17 protein-coding genes are annotated in these 17982 nt (G+C 62.0%); 13 read left to right on the forward strand and 4 right to left on the reverse strand.

The genetic code is table 11. From position 1 onward, the window contains the following. Positions 1-38 precede the first annotated feature (38 nt). Positions 39-755, reverse strand: coding sequence for a 4'-phosphopantetheinyl transferase family protein (locus CIB54_RS24170; protein ID WP_101221190.1), 717 nt, complete (start codon positions 753-755; stop codon positions 39-41). A 152-nt stretch (positions 756-907) separates the two neighbouring features. On the opposite strand from CIB54_RS24170, the gene CIB54_RS24175 reads away from it, so the two are divergent. Genes CIB54_RS24175 through CIB54_RS24185 form a run of 3 tightly spaced genes read left to right on the forward strand, consistent with a single transcriptional unit; the run spans position 908 to position 3252 of the window. Further along, on the forward strand, positions 908-1213 hold the full coding sequence (locus CIB54_RS24175) for a hypothetical protein (RefSeq protein ID WP_101221172.1): 306 nt from the start codon (positions 908-910) through the stop codon (positions 1211-1213). 18 nt (positions 1214-1231) lie between these two features. Next, a complete protein-coding gene (locus CIB54_RS24180) occupies positions 1232-1909 on the forward strand; it encodes a response regulator (RefSeq protein ID WP_010208358.1) in 678 nt (225 codons plus the stop codon). Continuing rightward, positions 1906-3252 (forward strand): ATP-binding protein, encoded by a 1347-nt coding sequence (locus CIB54_RS24185; RefSeq protein ID WP_065951064.1) that lies wholly within the window; start codon positions 1906-1908, stop codon positions 3250-3252. Before CIB54_RS24180 ends, CIB54_RS24185 begins: the two co-directional genes overlap by 4 nt. Positions 3253-3275: 23 nt before the next feature. Here CIB54_RS24185 and CIB54_RS24190 read toward each other — a convergent pair whose 3' ends face one another. Continuing rightward, positions 3276-4274, reverse strand: coding sequence for an AraC family transcriptional regulator (locus CIB54_RS24190; protein ID WP_065951063.1), 999 nt, complete (start codon positions 4272-4274; stop codon positions 3276-3278). A gap of 338 nt (positions 4275-4612) precedes the next feature. Between CIB54_RS24190 and CIB54_RS24195 the strand changes: the two genes are divergently transcribed. The 3 genes from CIB54_RS24195 to CIB54_RS24205 all read left to right on the forward strand — a co-directional run bounded on the left by CIB54_RS24195 (position 4613) and on the right by CIB54_RS24205 (position 7658). Next, the gene (locus CIB54_RS24195) at positions 4613-5944 is read left to right on the forward strand and encodes a dicarboxylate/amino acid:cation symporter (protein WP_065884792.1); all 1332 of its coding nucleotides are present in this window, start codon (positions 4613-4615) and stop codon (positions 5942-5944) included. 140 nt (positions 5945-6084) lie between these two features. After that, a complete protein-coding gene (locus tag CIB54_RS24200; protein WP_065951062.1) occupies positions 6085-7071 on the forward strand; it encodes an XdhC family protein in 987 nt (328 codons plus the stop codon). After that, positions 7068-7658 (forward strand): nucleotidyltransferase family protein, encoded by a 591-nt coding sequence (locus CIB54_RS24205; RefSeq protein WP_101221173.1) that lies wholly within the window; start codon positions 7068-7070, stop codon positions 7656-7658. The genes CIB54_RS24200 and CIB54_RS24205 overlap by 4 nt, the downstream gene beginning before the upstream one ends. A gap of 151 nt (positions 7659-7809) precedes the next feature. On the opposite strand, the gene rne is transcribed toward CIB54_RS24205, so the two are convergent. Then, positions 7810-10968 carry a ribonuclease E gene (gene rne / locus CIB54_RS24210; RefSeq protein WP_198557218.1) on the reverse strand — a complete coding sequence of 1053 codons (3159 nt, stop codon included), beginning with the start codon at positions 10966-10968 and terminating at the stop codon, positions 7810-7812. Between the two features lie 758 nt (positions 10969-11726). On the opposite strand from rne, the gene rluC reads away from it, so the two are divergent. From rluC to CIB54_RS24230, 3 genes are read left to right on the forward strand one after another with little or no spacing between them, the layout of a single operon-like run. Next, positions 11727-12686, forward strand: a complete 960-nt coding sequence (rluC, locus tag CIB54_RS24220; RefSeq protein ID WP_065951059.1) for a 23S rRNA pseudouridine(955/2504/2580) synthase RluC — start codon at positions 11727-11729, stop codon at positions 12684-12686. Further along, positions 12673-13335, forward strand: a complete 663-nt coding sequence (locus CIB54_RS24225; protein ID WP_101221175.1) for an HAD-IA family hydrolase — start codon at positions 12673-12675, stop codon at positions 13333-13335. The genes rluC and CIB54_RS24225 overlap by 14 nt, the downstream gene beginning before the upstream one ends. Positions 13336-13356: 21 nt before the next feature. Next, positions 13357-14340, forward strand: coding sequence for a S49 family peptidase (locus CIB54_RS24230; RefSeq protein ID WP_101221176.1), 984 nt, complete (start codon positions 13357-13359; stop codon positions 14338-14340). A 131-nt stretch (positions 14341-14471) separates the two neighbouring features. Here CIB54_RS24230 and CIB54_RS24235 read toward each other — a convergent pair whose 3' ends face one another. Beyond that, on the reverse strand, positions 14472-15050 hold the full coding sequence (locus CIB54_RS24235) for a Maf family protein (protein ID WP_101221177.1): 579 nt from the start codon (positions 15048-15050) through the stop codon (positions 14472-14474). Positions 15051-15155: 105 nt separating this feature from the next. On the opposite strand from CIB54_RS24235, the gene CIB54_RS24240 reads away from it, so the two are divergent. The 4 genes from CIB54_RS24240 (at position 15156) to fabD (ending at position 17979) form a co-directional block, all read left to right on the forward strand. Next, complete coding sequence (locus tag CIB54_RS24240; protein ID WP_101221178.1) at positions 15156-15686, forward strand: YceD family protein; 531 nt, start codon at positions 15156-15158, stop codon at positions 15684-15686. A gap of 13 nt (positions 15687-15699) precedes the next feature. Continuing rightward, entirely contained in the window at positions 15700-15882 is a 183-nt protein-coding gene (gene rpmF, locus CIB54_RS24245; protein WP_003179396.1) for a 50S ribosomal protein L32, read from the forward strand. Between the two features lie 4 nt (positions 15883-15886). Further along, entirely contained in the window at positions 15887-16897 is a 1011-nt protein-coding gene (plsX, locus tag CIB54_RS24250) for a phosphate acyltransferase PlsX (protein ID WP_083217974.1), read from the forward strand. Between the two features lie 143 nt (positions 16898-17040). Further along, positions 17041-17979, forward strand: coding sequence for an ACP S-malonyltransferase (fabD, locus tag CIB54_RS24255; RefSeq protein ID WP_101221179.1), 939 nt, complete (start codon positions 17041-17043; stop codon positions 17977-17979). Positions 17980-17982: the final 3 nt, after the last annotated feature.

Below are 17982 nucleotides of genomic sequence, written 5' to 3' on the forward strand. Positions count from 1 at the left end.
CCAAATGTGGGAGGCGGCTTGCCCCCGATGGCACTCTATCAGGCGCCAACCGCCACCAGACTCAACAACTGCTCCCCCTCCACCCCAAATTGCCCCTCCAATTCCTTGCCATGGCACCACTCACTGGACAGGTCCGTGAGCAACCGCAGCCGCACATGCCCAGCCTGCGACCACTCCACCACCTCGGCATGCTCGAAATAAAAGCGCTGGTGCACGAGCGGGTAGAGCGCCTTGAACAGACTCTCCTTGACCGAAAACGTCAGCGTCACCAGCAGGGCGGCCTGCTCGCGCGGCAGGCTGGCCATTCGTTGCACTTCATCGGGCGTAAGAATCTCGCCCGCCAGGCGTTCCGCCCGTTCCAGCGTCAGCAGGTTCTCCAGGTCCATTCCCAGGCCGCGCCACTGCACCTTGTGCGCGACGATCGCCGCGGCGTGCCCGGTGCTGTGGGTAATGGAGCCACTGATATGCCCTGGCCAAATCGGCGCGCGGTCTTCGCCAATGGCCGGGACGCAGTCGAGGTTATCGAGTCGCTGCAGCGCTTCGCGGGCGCACAGGCGGCCGGCGAGGAATTCCGCCTGGCGCTTGGCCACCGAGCGCTGGATGCTCGCCGGCGGCGGCACGGCGCTGCGTTGGAAGTCGCTGGCGTTCAATAAGGCCGGGTCGAATCGCGTGCTCAAAAACACTGTGCCCGGCAAGGGAACAGGCAGCGGCCAATGGGCATCGAGTGGGGTACAGCAGGCGGGTAGGGGCGTCATGCGCGACATTTTGCCGAGTTGGCGCGTCAGTGCATAGTCCGTAGTGCATGACTCATTGCGGTTCAGGACGGGTTCAGAGCCCGTTCAGGGGGAGTTCAGGGGCGCTTGCGTAGTGTGGACACCACAGCCTGAACGCGTAAGAGGTAACCACCATGACTGCGATCAAGAAACTGCTGCTGGCGTTGACCATGCTCAGTGCCACCGCCGGTGTGCAAGCCAGCGATAGCACGTTTGCCGCTTTTGGCCGAGAGAAAAGCAAAAAAGACGGCAACCTGATCCATCGTGTCAGCTTCGAAGAGATGAGCGTTCAGGCCGTACCGTGGGGCCAGTCACTGGTCACAGCGCCTCAGCCGGGTTACCGCACCGGTTACGCGCCTCTGTCAGGCCAATACAATGGCATTAAACTGCGCCCGCAAGACCTGCAGGGCCGCTATGATATCCCTCGCTCGGACTGTTGAATTGCCTTGGAGAGCCTTATGAAATTGCTGGTGGTGGAAGATGAGGCGCTGTTGCGTCATCACCTGTTTACCCGCCTGACCGACAGCGGCCACGTCGTCGAAGCCGTGGCCAATGCTGAGGAAGCCCTGTACCAGACCGGCCAATTCAACCACGACCTGGCGATCATCGACCTGGGTCTGCCCGGCATGGGCGGCCTGGACCTGATCCGGCAGCTGCGCACCCAGGCCAAGACCTTTCCGATCCTGATCCTGACCGCCCGCGGCAACTGGCAGGACAAAGTCGAAGGCCTGGCTGCCGGTGCCGACGACTATGTGGTCAAACCGTTCCAGTTCGAAGAGCTGGAGGCGCGGATGAACGCCTTGCTGCGCCGCTCCAGCGGTTTCACCCAGTCCACCATCGTCGCCGGGCCCCTGCTGCTGGACCTCAATCGCAAGCAAGCCTCGCTGGACGAACAACCGCTGGCGCTGACCGCCTATGAGTACCGCATCCTTGAATACCTGATGCGCCATCATCAACAGGTGGTGGCCAAGGACCGTTTGATGGAGCAGCTCTATCCCGATGATGACGAGCGCGACCCCAACGTCATCGAAGTGCTGGTTGGCCGGCTGCGCCGCAAGTTGGAAGGCCCGGCCGGGTTCAAGCCGATCGACACCGTGCGTGGCCTGGGCTACCTGTTCAATGAGCGCTGCCGTTGATTCGCTCGCTCCGTGTGCGCCTGATGCTGGCCGCCGCCACCCTGGCGGTGCTGTTCATGCTGGGCTTGTTGCCCGCCATGCAAGGTGCCTTCAGCCTGGCGCTGCAGGATTCCATCGAGCAGCGCCTGGCGTCGGATGTCACCACCCTGATCTCGGCGGCCCGCGTGGAAAATAACCGGCTGTTGATGCCGGCGCAGTTGCCCGATGAGCGTTTCAACCTGACCGACAGTCGCCTGCTCGGCTATATCTACGACCGTGAAGGCCATCTGGTGTGGCGTTCGCGGGCGACCCAGGAAGAAAACATCAATTACAAGCCGCGCTACGATGGGCGCGGCAACGAATTCGCGCGTATTCGTGAGGCCAACGGCCAGGAGTTCTTCGTCTATGACGTCGAGGTCCGGCTGCTGGGCGGCAAGAGCGCGGCTTTCAGCATCGTCGCCTTGCAACCGGTGCGCGAGTACCAACTGACCCTCGAAGGCCTGCGCGAGAATCTCTACCTGGGGTTCGGCGCGGCATTGCTGGTGCTGTTGACGCTGCTCTGGCTCGGCCTGACCTGGGGCCTGCAGGCCCTGCGGCGCCTGAGCCAGGAGCTGGACCAGATCGAAGGCGGCACCCGCGAAAGCCTCAGCGAAGAGCACCCCCGGGAATTGCTGCGCCTCACCGGTTCCCTCAACCGTTTGCTGCACAGCGAGCGTGAGCAGCGCACGCGCTACCGCGACTCCCTGGATGACTTGGCCCATAGCCTGAAAACCCCGCTGGCGGTATTGCAGGGGGTGAGCGAAGACATGGCCCAGCGCCCCGAGGAACGCAGCCAGGCCTGGGTGCTGCAGTCGCAGATCGAGCGCATGAGCCAGCAGATCGGCTATCAATTGCAGCGCGCCAGCCTGCGCAAGAGCGGCCTGGTCCGCCACCAGGTACGCCTGGAACCGGTGCTGCAAAGCCTGTGCGACACGTTGGACAAGGTTTACCGGGACAAGCGCGTCACCGTGTCCCTCGACCTGCCGGACGCGTGCGACGTACCCATCGAGAAAGGCGCCCTGCTCGAGATGCTCGGCAACCTGCTGGAAAACGCCTACCGCCTATGCGTGAAGCAGGTACGTATCAGCCTCGTGGAACACCCGGACGGCAGTGAGCTGTGCATCGAAGACGATGGCCCCGGTGTGCCACCGGACCAGCGCGCACGGATCCTGCAGCGCGGCGAACGGCTTGATCGCCAGCACCCGGGGCAGGGCATCGGGTTGGCGGTGGTCAAGGACATCATCGAAAGCTATCACGCGCGGTTGACCCTGGGTGATTCGGCGCTGGGTGGCGCGGCGTTCAGGATTCACTTTCCCGCCTTGTGAGGGGGCAGGCAGGCTACCCGCCTTCAGCCCTCCTGCGCGCGATACGCCCCCGGCGTCAACCCGGTCCACTTCTTGAACGCCCGATGAAACGCTGACGGCTCCGAGAACCCCAACTGTTCTGCAATTTCCTGCAAAGACAAGTCCGCTCGCCCCAAGTGGTAGATGGCGATATCGCGGCGTAACTCATCCTTCAATGCCTGAAAGCTGCTGCCTTCTTCACGCAAATGCCGGCGCAGGGTCTGCGGGCTGATATGCAAGTGCTGGGCGACCGCTTCCAGGTCCGGCCAGGGCGTGCGGTCGCGGCTCAGCAAGCGGCGCAGTTGGCTGCTCAGGCTGTCGCCCTCATCGGGTCGAGACAACAAGTCGGCGGGGGAGCGCTGTAGAAAGTGCTTGAGGGTGCGTTCATCCTGCAGCAGCGGCAGGTTCAAGTATCGGCTGGGAAACACCAGGCTGCTGTTGGGCGCGGCGAATACCTGCGGGCAAGGAAACAGCAGGTCGTATTCACCGGCGTGGGCCGGCATCGCATAACTGAAGGTGACCTGATGCAGCCGAATACGCTGGCCGATCAACCAACTGCCCAGACGATGCCAGATCACCAGCAGGCATTCACTGAGAAAGTGGTCCGGGTCCCACAGTGGCGAGTCGTCCAGGCTCAAGCGAGCGCTGTCGCCTTCGCGTGTCAGCTGCCAGCGCGGGCCGTGGGGGAACAGGCTGTAAAATAACAGGCCGCGTTCCAGCGCCTTCTCCAGCGTGCGGCAATGAATCAGCGCATGACACATCATGGCGAAGGTGCCGCGCTTGCTCGGCGCCTGGGCGAAACCCAGGTATTCATCATCCAGCGCCAGCCAGAGCATTTGCAGCAACCGGGTAAATTGCTCCGGAGCGATACGCGCACGCGGTTCGCTCAGCTGTTCGGGGGTGATACCCACCTGCTGCAACAGGCCCGAGTAGTCGAAACCGGCCCGACGTGCGCCGCCCAGGGCCGCGCGGGCGAAGTGGCTGGCGATGGTGCGTTCACGCATGACAGGGCCTCGTCCATGGAAGGGCCGATGGTAGCCATCACCTGGAGGGGTCACAAGGCGGATATCCGCCAAATTGTAGGACGAGACGGGGTTGGTCGGCGGAAATCCGCCACCTTGTTACACGCCCGCCAGGCGTTGGCGAGCCTGAGGCCCTGATGTCCAGAGGCTTTCACCGGGTTTAAGCAAAGTGGCACGGCGTTTGCGATAAGGATCAAAGCGCGGGATTGTTCCTACAGTCCTCGCCAACAACAAATCCCTCCAGTGCAGGAGGGTTCGCAATTCAAGTGTCGTGGGCAATGGCGGATATTTGCCACACGGTGCGATTGAGGAACTTTGCAATGACGACTCGTCAGCCAATCTACAAATCCCTGTATTTCCAGGTGATCGTTGCAATCGTTATCGGTATTTTGCTCGGTCACTTTTACCCGCAGACCGGCGTGGCCCTCAAGCCACTGGGTGACGGCTTTATCAAGCTGATCAAAATGGTCATCGCCCCGATCATCTTCTGCACCGTGGTCAGCGGCATCGCTGGCATGCAAAGCATGAAATCGGTCGGTAAAACCGGTGGCTACGCGCTGCTGTACTTCGAAGTCGTTTCCACCATTGCGTTGCTGATCGGCCTGATCGTGGTCAACGTCGTGCAACCGGGCGCCGGCATGCACATCGACGTGGCAACCCTGGACGCTTCCAAAGTCGCTGCCTACGTGACCGCCGGTAAAGACCAGAGCATCGTCGGCTTTATCCTCAATGTCATCCCCAACACCATCGTCGGCGCCTTCGCCAACGGCGACATCCTGCAAGTGCTGATGTTCTCGGTGATCTTCGGTTTCGCCCTGCACCGCCTGGGTGCCTACGGCAAGCCGGTGCTGGACTTCATCGATCGTTTCGCCCACGTGATGTTCAACATCATCAACATGATCATGAAGCTGGCGCCCATCGGTGCCCTGGGCGCCATGGCGTTCACCATCGGTGCCTACGGCGTAGGTTCCCTGGTGCAGTTGGGCCAGTTGATGATCTGCTTCTACATCACCTGCGTCCTGTTCGTGGTGGTGGTGCTGGGCGCCATCTGCCGCGCCCACGGCTTCAGCGTGTTGAAGCTGATTCGCTATATCCGCGAAGAGCTGCTGATCGTGCTGGGGACTTCGTCTTCGGAATCCGCACTGCCGCGCATGCTGATCAAGATGGAGCGTCTGGGCGCGAAGAAATCCGTGGTTGGCCTGGTCATCCCGACCGGTTACTCGTTCAACCTTGACGGTACGTCGATCTACCTGACCATGGCCGCCGTGTTCATCGCCCAGGCGACCGACACCCACATGGACATCACCCACCAGATCACCCTGCTGCTGGTGCTGCTGCTGTCCTCCAAGGGTGCCGCGGGTGTGACGGGCAGTGGTTTCATCGTACTGGCTGCGACCCTGTCGGCTGTCGGCCACCTGCCGGTTGCCGGCCTGGCGCTGATCCTGGGTATCGATCGCTTCATGTCCGAAGCCCGCGCGCTGACCAACCTGGTGGGTAACGCCGTTGCCACCATCGTTGTGGCCAAGTGGGTCAAGGAACTGGACACCGACAAGCTGCAAAGCGAACTGGCATCCGGCGGTACCGGTATCTCCGAAACCCGCGAAATCGACGACCTGGGCGTGGCCGAAGGCCCTGCACCTGTGGTCAAGTAAGCTGCAGATGGCGTGAACTAACGCCGACAGCAACACACAAACGCCCCGACTGGTTCGGGGCGTTTGCGTTTCTGGCGCGTCACGGCAGTGGCTTTTGTTTTACAGTAAATGAACCGGTTGAAACGCTTGCGGGAGGTTTTGTGGACAGTGTGGATCTGAACGTCTTGCGCAGCGTGCTGGAATGGCGCCGCGCCGGGCAACGCGTGGTGTTGTACAGCGTGGTGCAGACCTGGGGCAGCGCGCCGCGCCCACCGGGGGCGATGTTGGCCCTGCGCGGCGACGGGGTGGTGATCGGCTCGGTGTCCGGCGGCTGTATCGAGGATGACTTGATCGCGCGCCTGCAGGATGGCCGTTTGCCCGATGATGGCCCGCCCGTGCAGTTGGTCACCTACGGTGTCACCCGCGATGAGGCGGCGCGCTTTGGCCTGCCCTGCGGCGGCACCCTGCGCCTGACCGAAGAGCGGGTGGACGACTGGGAGTGGGTCGCGCAATTGCTGGCGCGCTGTGAGGATCATCAGATTGTTGCGCGGGAGCTGGACCTGGCCACTGGCAACGTGACCCTCAGTGCCGCGAGCAAGACCGATGTGGTGACCTTTGACGACCAGTGCCTGCGCGCCATCTATGGGCCGCGCTGGCGCCTGCTGTTGATCGGCGCCGGACAACTGTCGCGCTATGTCGCGGAAATGGCGCGCCTGCTCGACTTTGAAGTGCTGATCTGCGACCCGCGTGAAGAGTTTGTCTATGGCTGGGAGGAACACCACGGTCGCTTCGTGCCGGGCATGCCCGATGAAGCGGTGCTGAATATCCAGACCGACGAACGCACGGCGATTGTCTGTCTCACCCATGATCCGCGCCTGGATGACATGGCGTTGCTCACGGCGTTGAATTCCAGCGCGTTCTATATTGGCGCCCTCGGTTCGCGGGTCAACACGCAGAAGCGACGGGAAAACCTGGCGGCGTTGGGGTTGTCGGCAGAAGCGATTGCACGTTTGCATGGGCCCATCGGCTTGCACATCGGCAGCCATACACCGGCGGAAATTGCGCTGTCGCTGATGGCGGAAATCGTCGCGATCAAGAACGGCGTGGCGCCTGTGCAGAAAAAGCCGCTGGCGGCGGTTGCCCAGTGACAGTGACGGCGATAGTGCTGGCGGCGGGGCAGGGCAGTCGCTTTCGTGCTGAGGCGGGCGCCGACCGGGATAAATTGCTCGCCGATTGTGTAGGGCTGGACGGCGTGACGCGGCCGGTGATCGAGCAGGTCCTGATGAATTTGCCGGCCAGTGTGGTGGAGCGTTGGGTGGTTACGCTGCCGGGCAGTACCGAGGTGATTCGGCTGGCGCAGGCGCATGGCTGCAAAGTCTTGCTGCTGCAGTCGGCTGGTATGGGCGACAGCATTGCTGCCGCAGTCGCCGCGAGTAGTTTGGCGGACGGTTGGCTGGTGGTATTGGGGGATATGCCGTTCATTCGATCCACCAGCATCGAACGGGTGATCAATGCGCTGCAAGCCGGTTGCATCAGCGTGCCGGTGCATGCGGGCGAGCATGGACATCCCGTGGCCTTTGACCGAGCGTTGGGCGCAGATTTGATGGCGCTGACAGGCGATCGTGGCGCGAAGCTGCTGTTCGCGCGTGTGTCGGTGAGTGAAGTGCCGCTGGATGACGCCGGTGTTCTCTGGGATGTGGATCTGCCACAACGGTTGAATTTCAGCGCGCATTAAAGTGTGGGAGGGGGCTTGCCCCCGATAGCGGTGGTTCAGTCAACATATCTGTGGCTGATACACCGCCATCGGCGGCAAGCCCCCTCCCACATTTTTGCAATAAAAAGCCCCGCCTGATCACTCAGGCGGGGCTTTTTAATGGCTGATGGAATCAGACGAGGGGTTTAGGCTCGTGCTCTTCTTCCTGGGCCTTGTGCTCTACCGACGCGGCAGCGGCAGCGGCAGCCTCGGCTTCCTTGCGGCGACGACGCACTTCACGTGGGTCGTTCGGTGCACGGCCGTTTTCAGTCAGTGCGCTTGCCGGTGCAGCTTCAACCACCGGAGCGGCGACTTCGGCCACTACCGGCGCTTCAACCACGGGTGCAGGCTCAACGACTGGAGCGGGCTCAACCACGGGGGCAGTCTCGACCTCTGGGGTCGGCTCGGCCACCACTACGACATCAGCAACCGCAGCCGGCGCCTCTTCTACCACCGGGGCAGGAGCAGGCGCTTCAACCGGAGCAGCAGGTTCGGCAGGCCATTGGAAGGCGGTCTGTTCTTCGCGAACTTCACGCACGGCCGGGGCAGCTTCTTCGACAGCCGGTGCTTCAACAGCGGCGTCAGCCACTGGCTCAGGCTCGACGACCGGAGCGACTTCAACGGCAACCACTTCGGTCACGGGTTGAGCGTCGCGAACCGGTGCCACTTCCACTTCCGGAACCACTGGGGTTTCGATTGGGGTAGTGGCTTCCACCACCGGTGCTTCAACCACTGGCGTCTCGGCAACGGGCGCTTCTACCGCAGCGGTCTCTTCGACAGCAGCGGTAGCGCGTTCAGCCTGCTCATGGGCCTGGGCTTCAGCAGGGGCGCTGATGACCGAGCTGGCAACGGCAGCGGTCACGGCCAGGCCGGCAGCCAGTTCGGCGCCCGTCGGTTCGTGGTTGGCCGCTTCTGCGTTCTCGCCGACTTCTTCCGAGCCTTCGATCACGTTGCCGTTGGCATCACGCTGACGCTCACGACGGTTGCTGCGACGACGCTGACCACGGGAGCGGCGGCGTGGGCGATCGCCTTCGGCGTTGTCCTGGCCATCTTCCTGCAGTTGCTCTTCGCCGGTCAGCACTTCTTCTTCACTGGCGGCGGCGGCCTGTTCGGCGCGTGGTTGACGCTCTTCACGCGGAGCGCGTGGTTGACGTTCCTCACGTGGCGCGCGCTCTTCACGCGGCTGGCGAGCCGGGCGTTCTTCGGTGGCTGCGGCAGCGGCAGCGGCGACGGCAGGGGCCGCATCCAACGGCTCGCGCAGTTCACGTACACGCTCTTCACGCTCGCCACGCGGCTTGCGATCTTCACGCGGGGCGCGTGGAGTACGCGCACGTTCTTCGCGCGGTGCGCGTTCTTCACGGGCTACGGTCGGGGTTTCTTCACGGGCTTCGCGAGGTGCACGCTCTTCACGTGGCGCGCGCTCTTCACGCGGGGCACGTTCTTCGCGCGGCTTGCGCTCTTCGTCCCGACGACCGTTGCGGTTGCGGCTCTGCTGACGACCGTTGCGACGCTCTTCGTTACGCGCCGGGCGTTCGGTGGCGGTTTTTTCAACCACAACCGGGGCAGCGGGCTCTTCCTTGGTAGCGAACAGGCTGACCAGCGACTTCACCAGGCCCTTGAACAGGCTTGGCTCGGGCAGGGCGGCCGGCGCGGCCACCGGAGCAGCAGCTTCGGCCGGTACCGGTGCATTGGCGCGGGCCGGGGCGGTTTTCACGGCGGCTTCCTGGCGAACCAGGGTGCGGGTCGCGGCGGCCGGCTGGACTTCTTCCACTTCGGCGGCGGCAGCGGCGATTTCGTAGCTGGACTGGCCGCTGTGGGCTTCCGGGCTGTCATCGCGCAGGCGTTGCACTTCGAAGTGCGGCGTCTCGAGGTGATCGTTCGGCAGGATGACGATACGGGCACGGGTGCGCAGTTCGATCTTGGTGATCGAGTTGCGTTTTTCGTTGAGCAGGAACGCGGCAACCGGAATCGGCACTTGTGCGCGAACTTCGGCGGTGCGGTCTTTCAGGGCTTCTTCTTCGATCAGGCGCAGGATCGCCAGGGACAGCGATTCAACGTCACGGATGATGCCGGTGCCGTTGCAACGCGGGCAGACGATGCCGCTGCTTTCGCCCAGGGATGGACGCAGGCGCTGACGGGACATTTCCAGCAGGCCGAAGCGCGAGATACGGCCCACTTGTACGCGGGCGCGGTCGGCTTCCAGGCATTCGCGGACTTTCTCTTCCACGGCGCGCTGGTTCTTGGCCGGGGTCATGTCGATGAAGTCGATCACGATCAGGCCGCCGATATCACGCAGGCGCAGCTGGCGGGCGATTTCTTCAGCCGCTTCCAGGTTGGTCTGCAGGGCGGTCTCTTCGATGTCGCTACCCTTCGTGGCGCGCGCCGAGTTTATGTCGATGGACACCAGGGCTTCGGTCGGGTCGATCACGATGGAGCCGCCGGAAGGCAGTTCGACCACGCGCTGGAAAGCGGTCTCGATCTGGCTTTCGATCTGGAAACGGTTGAACAGCGGAACGCTGTCTTCGTACAGCTTGATCTTGCTGGCGTACTGCGGCATCACCTGGCGGATGAAGGTCAGGGCTTCGTCCTGGGCTTCAACGCTGTCGATCAGCACTTCGCCGATGTCCTGGCGCAGGTAATCGCGGATGGCGCGGATGATCACGTTGCTTTCCTGGTAGATCAGGAACGGCGCGGAACGATCCAGCGAAGCTTCTTTGATGGCGGTCCACAGTTGCAGCAGGTAGTCGAGGTCCCACTGCATTTCTTCGCTGCTGCGGCCCAGGCCGGCAGTGCGCACGATCAGGCCCATGTCGGCGGGTGCGATCAGGCCGTTCAGCGCTTCACGCAGTTCGTTGCGCTCTTCGCCCTCGATGCGACGGGAGATGCCGCCGGCACGCGGGTTGTTCGGCATCAGCACCAGGTAACGGCCAGCCAGGCTGATGAAGGTGGTCAGAGCGGCGCCCTTGTTGCCACGTTCTTCTTTTTCGACCTGGACAATGACTTCCTGGCCTTCGCTCAGGACGTCCTTGATGTTCACGCGGCCTTCGGGGGCCTTCTTGAAGTATTCGCGGGAGATTTCCTTGAGGGGCAGGAAGCCGTGGCGCTCGGAGCCGAAATCGACAAAGGCAGCCTCAAGGCTTGGTTCGATGCGAGTAATACGGCCTTTATAGATGTTGGCCTTCTTTTGCTCGCGCGCACCGGATTCGATATCCAGGTCGTAGAGGCGTTGGCCATCTACCAGTGCAACACGCAACTCTTCGGGTTGAGTTGCGTTAATCAGCATTCTTTTCATGTTGTACCGTCGGTTTCCGGGCTGCCGGAAACGGCGTTCGGCACACACGACTTCTCACGGTCGGTGTCAGGTGCGTCAAGAGTGGTTGGCCACTCCAGTGTCCAGCAAAACCTGCCAATTGGGCGGGTATCGCGACGGACGCGTCCTGCTTGTTAGCGGTGGTGACAAAGGCACCACTTCAACAAAAGCTAAGGTCAGGAGGAGGAATCAACCGGCGACTGTGGACGAGATGAAGCGTCTAAATATAAGCCTAGTGCTACACGGTCCGACGGTTGTGCATCTCCACCCTACACGTATCCCTGATAATTCGGGTGCTGCCGCGCGCAGAATCCGCAGCGGGTTGGCATTTACCGTGTTCTCCAAAGGGGAGTCCACGCTCATGGCTAAACAAGACTAGGTGTGGGCGACTGCGCTCTCACTCAGCTCTTAACAGGCGTTGTTTCCGAAGCATTCGCCATGGTCTGGCTCGGGACTGACTGCACTTTGTGAACTGGCCGTAAATATCGGCGCAACACGCGAGTATTCACTCTGCGTACCGCACTCGCTTCAGGCCTCATGTCACCTGCGCTTGTTACAATCTCAAGCCTTCCAGGGTGGCGAACGCCCCGTAGGACGGCCTCGCGTCCTGATGAATTGCGATGGTCAGGGCCGGCAGTTTGCCGCAAGTCCTCTGTCCAGGCCGCTTTTGGCGGCGTTCGCGACTATAGCAGCAATGATTAAGTGCTTCAATTCCATAAAAAATTGTTATCATCGCCAGCATGACGACTACCGCCCCCCAGACCCCCAGCGTCCAGCTGCTCGAGGTCTCGCCGGAATATGCCGGCCAACGCATCGATAATTTTCTCCTGGCCAGGCTCAAAGGCGTGCCCAAGACCTTGATCTACCGCATCTTGCGTAAAGGTGAAGTGCGGGTGAACAAGGGCCGGATCAAGCCCGAGTACAAGCTGCAGGCGGGCGATATCGTCCGTGTGCCGCCGGTTCGCGTGCCTGAGCGCGACGAGCCGGTGCCGCTGGCCCAGGGCCTGTTGCAGCGCCTGGAAGCGTCGATCGTGTTCGAAGATAACAAACTCATCGTGATCAACAAACCCTGCGGCATTGCCGTTCACGGCGGCAGCGGCCTGACGTTCGGCGTGATCGAAGCCTTCCGGCAGTTGCGCCCGGATGCCAAGGAGCTGGAGCTGGTCCATCGCCTGGACCGCGACACCTCCGGCCTGTTGATGATCGCCAAGAAACGCAGCATGTTGCGCCACCTGCACACTGCCCTGCGCGGCGACGGCGTGGACAAGCGCTACATGGCGTTGGTACGCGGTAACTGGGCCAGTTCGATCAAGAGCGTGCGGGCGCCGTTGCAGAAGAGCAACCTGCGCTCCGGTGAGCGCATGGTGGAAGTGGACGAGGAGGGCAAAGAGGCCCTGACCCTGTTCAAGGTGCTGCGCCGCTTCGGCGACTTCGCCACCCTGGTCGAGGCCAAGCCGGTGACCGGGCGTACCCACCAGATTCGCGTGCACACCCTGCATGCCGGTCACTGCATCGCCGGTGATACCAAATATGGTGACGAGGATTTCTCCAGGGAGATTCGCGACCTGGGCGGCAAACGCCTGTTCCTGCACGCCTACATGTTGACCGTGCCGCTGCCCGATGGCGGCGAGCTGAAGTTGCAGGCGCCGGTCGATGAAATGTGGGCCAAGACCGTGGAGCGTTTGAGTGTCGCACCGTGATTACAAGCTGCTGATTTTCGACTGGGACGGCACCCTGGCCAATTCCATTGGCCGCATCGTCGAGTCGATGCACATGGCATCGACCCGCTCGGGTTTCGAGTTGTGCAGCGACCTGGCGGTCAAGGGCATTATCGGCCTGGGCTTGCCTGAGGCGATTCGCACGCTGTATCCGCAGATATCCGACACTGAGCTGGTCGCTTTCCGCGAGCATTACGCCGATCACTACATTGCGCTGGAGGCCGAGCCTTCGCCGCTGTTTGAAGGTGTGGTGCAGTCGCTGCAAGCGTTTCGTGCCGAGGGTTATCACCTGGCCGTCGCCACGGGTAAGGCGCGTCGCGGGCTGGATCGGGTGCTCAAGGCGCACGGCTGGGAAGACTATTTCGATATCACCCGTGCGGCGGATGAAACGGCCAGTAAACCTCACCCTCTGATGCTGGAGCAGATCCTGGCGCATTGCGGGGTATCGCCGCGCCAGGCGTTGATGGTAGGTGATGCGTCCTTCGACCTGATGATGGCGCGCAATGCAGGCATGGACAGCGTGGCGGTCAGCTATGGCGCCCAGTCTGCGGACGCCCTGCAGCCATACGAGCCCAGGATTGCGATCGATCATTTTTCTCAATTGCAGGCCTGGCTCAGCCGGGCCCGATAAGTCTTTGCTGAGGTTGATGGCATGAGTGACGAGTGGAAAGCGCCGGAAAAAGCGCAAAACGCTGATGACAAGAGCTGGAAACTGCTGGAGAAAACCCTCCTGGCCAGCGTCCAGGAGCAGCGTCGCGCGCGACGCTGGGGGATCTTCTTCAAGCTGCTGACCTTCACTTATCTGCTGCTCATTCTGGCGTTGTTCAGCCCGTTGATGGACATGGAGAAAAGCGCCACCCGGGGCAGTCACTACACCGCCTTGATCGAGGTGCGCGGGGTGATCGCCGACAAGGAGCCCGCCAGTGCCGACAATATTGTCAGCAGCCTGCGCGCGGCGTTCGAAGACCCCAAGGTCAAGGGCGTGGTCCTGCGTATCAACAGCCCCGGCGGCAGTCCTGTGCAGTCGGGCTATGTGTATGACGAGATTCGTCGCCTGCGCGCGCTGCATCCGGACACCAAGCTTTATGCGGTGATCTCCGACCTGGGGGCTTCGGGCGCTTATTACATCGCCAGTGCCGCCGACCAGATTTACGCTGACAAGGCCAGCCTGGTGGGCTCCATTGGCGTGACGGCAGCCGGTTACGGTTTTGTCGGCACCATGGAGAAGCTGGGTGTGGAGCGTCGCACCTACACCTCGGGCGAGCACAAGGCCTTCCTCGATCCGTTCCAGCCGCAAAAGGCTGATGAGACCCAGTTCTGGCAGGGCGTGCTCGACACGACTCATCGCCAGTTCATCGCCAGCGTCAAGCAAGGGCGTGGCGATCGGCTCAAGGACAAGGAGCATCCGGAGCTGTTCTCCGGGCTGGTGTGGTCGGGCGAGCAGGCGCTGCCGCTGGGCTTGATCGACGGCCTGGGCAGTGCCAGTTCGGTGGCGCGGGATGTGGTTGGCGAGAAGGAGTTGGTGGATTTCACGGTTGAGGAATCGCCGTTTGACCGGTTTTCCAAAAAGCTCGGTGCCAGCGTGGCCGAGAAACTGGCGTTGTACATGGGCTTCCAAGGCCCGACATTGCGCTGATAGCTCAAGCCAGCTGTAGATCAAAATGTGGGAGGGGGCTTGCCCCCGATGACGGTGTGTCAGCTATGGATAAGCTGGCTGATCCACCGCTATCGGGGGCAAGCCCCCTCCCACATTGGGTCGATGTGTACTTAAGGAATTTGCACGCCTTCGGTCAGCAGCATATCCACCAGTCGAATCAGTGGCAGGCCAATAAGGCTTGTCGCATCCGGCCCTTCGGTGCTCTGGAACAGGCTGACGCCCAGCCCTTCGGCCTTGAAGCTGCCCGCGCAATCATAAGGCTGTTCGATCCGCAGGTAGCGCTCGACGCGTTCGGCATCCAGTTCACGCATCTGCACGGTGAACGGTACGCAGTCGACCTGGCAGCGCCCCGTTTCACTGTTGAGCAGTGCCAGCCCGGTAAGAAAGCTCACGCGCTTGCCGCTGGCGGCCAATAGCTGTTCTCGTGCGTTCTCGAAGGTGTGAGGCTTGCCGATAATGCGGCCTTGCAGTGCGGCGACCTGGTCTGAGCCGATGATCAGATGACCTGGATGACTGAGCGCCAAGGCGCGCGCTTTCTGCTCGGCCAGGCGCTTGACCAGTTCCACGGCGGATTCGTTGTCACGATGGCTTTCATCGATATCCGGCGAGCTGCAGATGAATGGCAGGTGCAGGCGGCTCAGTAATTGACGACGATAAACCGAGCTGGACGCGAGTAATAAAGGCAGCATAGACGTCTCCTCAAGACAGCCGCAGATTCTAGCGGCGTGACCGGCTGACGCACAGGGCTGAATTTCCTTTGACATGGCCGGGTGCATCCCTATAATGCTGCGCCTATGTTGAATGACCCGATTCCACCTCACGTTGACCCGCGCAAATTGGCTGATCGTGGCACTTCCCTTCAAGGTGAATTGCCGCTGGCCGATTTGGAGAGACTCTGCGACCCGCTTTCCGACACTGTCGGTACGGTGCAGGCCAAATTCATTTTTGAACGAGATGAACGTAAATCTGTGGTGATCCACAGCGTTATCGACACCGAAGTCAAAATGGTTTGCCAGCGTTGTCTTGAGCTGGTCACCCTGCCGATCCACAGCGAGTGCAGTTATGCCGTGGTGAAGGAGGGTGCGAATACCCAGTCGTTGCCGAAAGGTTATGACGTGCTGGAACTGGGCGAAGATCCTTTGGATCTGCATGCACTGATCGAGGAGGAGCTTTTGCTCGCCTTGCCCATTGTGCCTGCTCATCATCCGGAAGAATGCCAGCAGCCGGCGGGCCTCGATGACGAGCCCGAACCGAGCGAGGACGAGGTAACGCGGTCCAACCCGTTCAGTGTATTGGCGCAGTTAAAGCGTGACCCAAACGTTTAGGAGTTAATCAATTATGGCTGTTCAGCAGAACAAAAAATCCCGCTCCGCCCGTGACATGCGCCGTTCGCACGACGCTCTCGAGGCTAGCACCCTGTCCGTGGAAAAGACCACCGGTGAAGTTCACCTGCGTCACCACGTATCGCCAGAAGGCGTATACCGTGGCCGTAAAGTGATCGACAAGGGCGCTGACGAGTAATCACTTGTCTGCTCAAGTCATCGCGATTGACGCAATGGGCGGGGACTTCGGTCCCCGCAGCATTGTTCAGGCCTGCATTGCCAGCCTGTCTGCTACGCCCTCGCTGCACCTGACCCTTGTCGGTCAACCTACCCTTATTGAAGAACTGATTGCCAGCCATCCGGCGGTGGATCGCGCGCGCCTGACGGTTACGCCGGCCAGCGAAACCATCACCATGGACGAAAAACCGGCAGCCGCGCTGCGCGGCAAGCCCGACTCGTCCATGCGCGTGGCCCTGGAGCTGCTGCGCGACGGCAAGGTGCACGCTTGTGTCAGTGCCGGCAATACCGGCGCGCTGATGGCCCTGTCGCGGCATGTGCTCAAGACCCTGCCGGGCATCGATCGGCCGGCGATGGTGGCGGCGATTCCCACGCAGAAAGGCTATTGTCAGTTGCTGGACCTGGGAGCGAACGTCGATTGCAGTGCCGAGCATCTGTTGCAGTTCGCCGTGATGGGTTCGGTGGCCGCCGAAGCGTTGGGCGTAGTCCGGCCAAGAGTGGCCCTGCTGAATATCGGCACCGAGGACATCAAGGGCAATCAGCAGGTCAAGCTGGCCGCCACCTTGCTGCAAGGCGCGCGGGGTTTGAACTACGTCGGTTTTGTCGAAGGTGACGGCTTGTACCGTGGCGAAGCCGACGTGGTGGTGTGTGACGGGTTTGTCGGCAACATCCTGCTCAAGTCCAGCGAGGGCTTGGCAACCATGATTGCCACGCGTATCGAAGCCTTGTTCAAGCAGAACCTGGCGTCGCGCATGGTCGGCGCCCTGGCGTTGCCGTTGATGCGCCGGCTGCAGGCCGACCTGGCGCCGGCGCGGCATAACGGCGCGAGTTTTCTGGGGTTGCAGGGCGTAGTGGTGAAAAGCCATGGCTCGGCAGGTGTCGAGGGCTTTCAGAGCGCGATTGCGCGGGCCGTGATCGAGATTCAGGACAACCTGCCGCAGCGCCTGCGCGGCCGTCTTGAGGACTTGTTGCCTTAGGCGAATCGGCCCGGGAGTGCTTAAATGTGACCGGCCAGTTCAATTGACCATCCAATCTGTCAGTTTCGTGCGCTCCCGTCTTGGTTTCACCTCAAGATCGGCAGCGACCATTTTTGACGACCAGATCATTAGGGGCTTGTTACATGTCTACATCCCTCGCATTCGTCTTTCCAGGGCAGGGTTCGCAGTCCCTCGGCATGTTGGCCGAGCTGGGCGCGCAATACCCGCAGGTCCTGGACACTTTCAAGGAAGCGTCCGACGCCCTGGGTTATGACCTGTGGGCACTGACCCAGCAGGGGCCGGAAGAGCAACTCAATCAAACCGACAAGACCCAGCCGGCCATTCTGACGGCTTCGATCGCGCTGTGGCGCTTGTGGCTGGCCGAAGGCGGCGCGCGCCCGGCATTCGTCGCCGGTCACAGCCTGGGCGAATACAGCGCCCTGGTTGCGGCGGGCAGCCTGACCCTCGGTGAAGCGGTCAAGCTGGTCGAGCGTCGCGGTCAATTGATGCAGGAGGCCGTTCCGGCCGGGCAGGGCGGCATGGCCGCGATCCTGGGCCTGGACGATGCGGTGGTGATCGAAGCCTGCGCCGAAGCGGCGCAGGGCGAGGTGGTCAGTGCCGTGAATTTCAACTCCCCTGGCCAAGTGGTCATCGCGGGTGCCAAGGCAGCGGTCGAGCGCGCCATCGAAGGCTGCAAGGCCCGTGGTGCCAAGCGTGCGCTGCCGTTGCCGGTCAGCGTGCCGTCACACTGCGAGCTGATGCGTCCGGCGGCCGAGCGTTTTGCCGAGTCCATCGCCGCCATCAACTGGCAGGCGCCGCAGATCCCGCTGGTGCAGAACGTCAGCGCGGCGGTGGCCCCTGACCTGGACACCCTCAAGCGCGACCTGCTGGAGCAACTCTACAAGCCGGTTCGCTGGGTTGAGTCGGTGCAGACCCTGGCTGCCAATGGCGCCACCGAACTGGTCGAGTGCGGTCCGGGCAAAGTCCTGGCCGGCCTGAACAAACGCTGCGCCGACGGCGTATCGACTGCCAATCTCAATACCCCGGATGCCTTCGCTGCCGCTCGTGCGGCGCTGGCCTGATCC

Source organism: Pseudomonas fluorescens, assembly GCF_002837185.1.
Taxonomy (GTDB): Bacteria; Pseudomonadota; Gammaproteobacteria; order Pseudomonadales; family Pseudomonadaceae; genus Aquipseudomonas; species Aquipseudomonas fluorescens_AM.

Bases quoted from the DNA above. Each gene is read 5' to 3' on its own strand.
- CIB54_RS24170 (WP_101221190.1), bottom strand. From the start codon at position 755: ATGACGCCCCTACCCGCCTGCTGTACCCCACTCGATGCCCATTGGCCG.
- CIB54_RS24175 (WP_101221172.1), top strand. From the start codon at position 908: ATGACTGCGATCAAGAAACTGCTGCTGGCGTTGACCATGCTCAGTGCC.
- CIB54_RS24180 (WP_010208358.1), top strand. From the start codon at position 1,232: ATGAAATTGCTGGTGGTGGAAGATGAGGCGCTGTTGCGTCATCACCTG.
- CIB54_RS24190 (WP_065951063.1), bottom strand. From the start codon at position 4,274: ATGCGTGAACGCACCATCGCCAGCCACTTCGCCCGCGCGGCCCTGGGC.
- CIB54_RS24195 (WP_065884792.1), top strand. From the start codon at position 4,613: ATGACGACTCGTCAGCCAATCTACAAATCCCTGTATTTCCAGGTGATC.
- rne (WP_198557218.1), bottom strand. From the start codon at position 10,968: ATGAAAAGAATGCTGATTAACGCAACTCAACCCGAAGAGTTGCGTGTT.
- rluC (WP_065951059.1), top strand. From the start codon at position 11,727: ATGACGACTACCGCCCCCCAGACCCCCAGCGTCCAGCTGCTCGAGGTC.
- CIB54_RS24230 (WP_101221176.1), top strand. From the start codon at position 13,357: ATGAGTGACGAGTGGAAAGCGCCGGAAAAAGCGCAAAACGCTGATGAC.
- CIB54_RS24235 (WP_101221177.1), bottom strand. From the start codon at position 15,050: ATGCTGCCTTTATTACTCGCGTCCAGCTCGGTTTATCGTCGTCAATTA.
- CIB54_RS24240 (WP_101221178.1), top strand. From the start codon at position 15,156: ATGTTGAATGACCCGATTCCACCTCACGTTGACCCGCGCAAATTGGCT.
- rpmF (WP_003179396.1), top strand. From the start codon at position 15,700: ATGGCTGTTCAGCAGAACAAAAAATCCCGCTCCGCCCGTGACATGCGC.
- fabD (WP_101221179.1), top strand. From the start codon at position 17,041: ATGTCTACATCCCTCGCATTCGTCTTTCCAGGGCAGGGTTCGCAGTCC.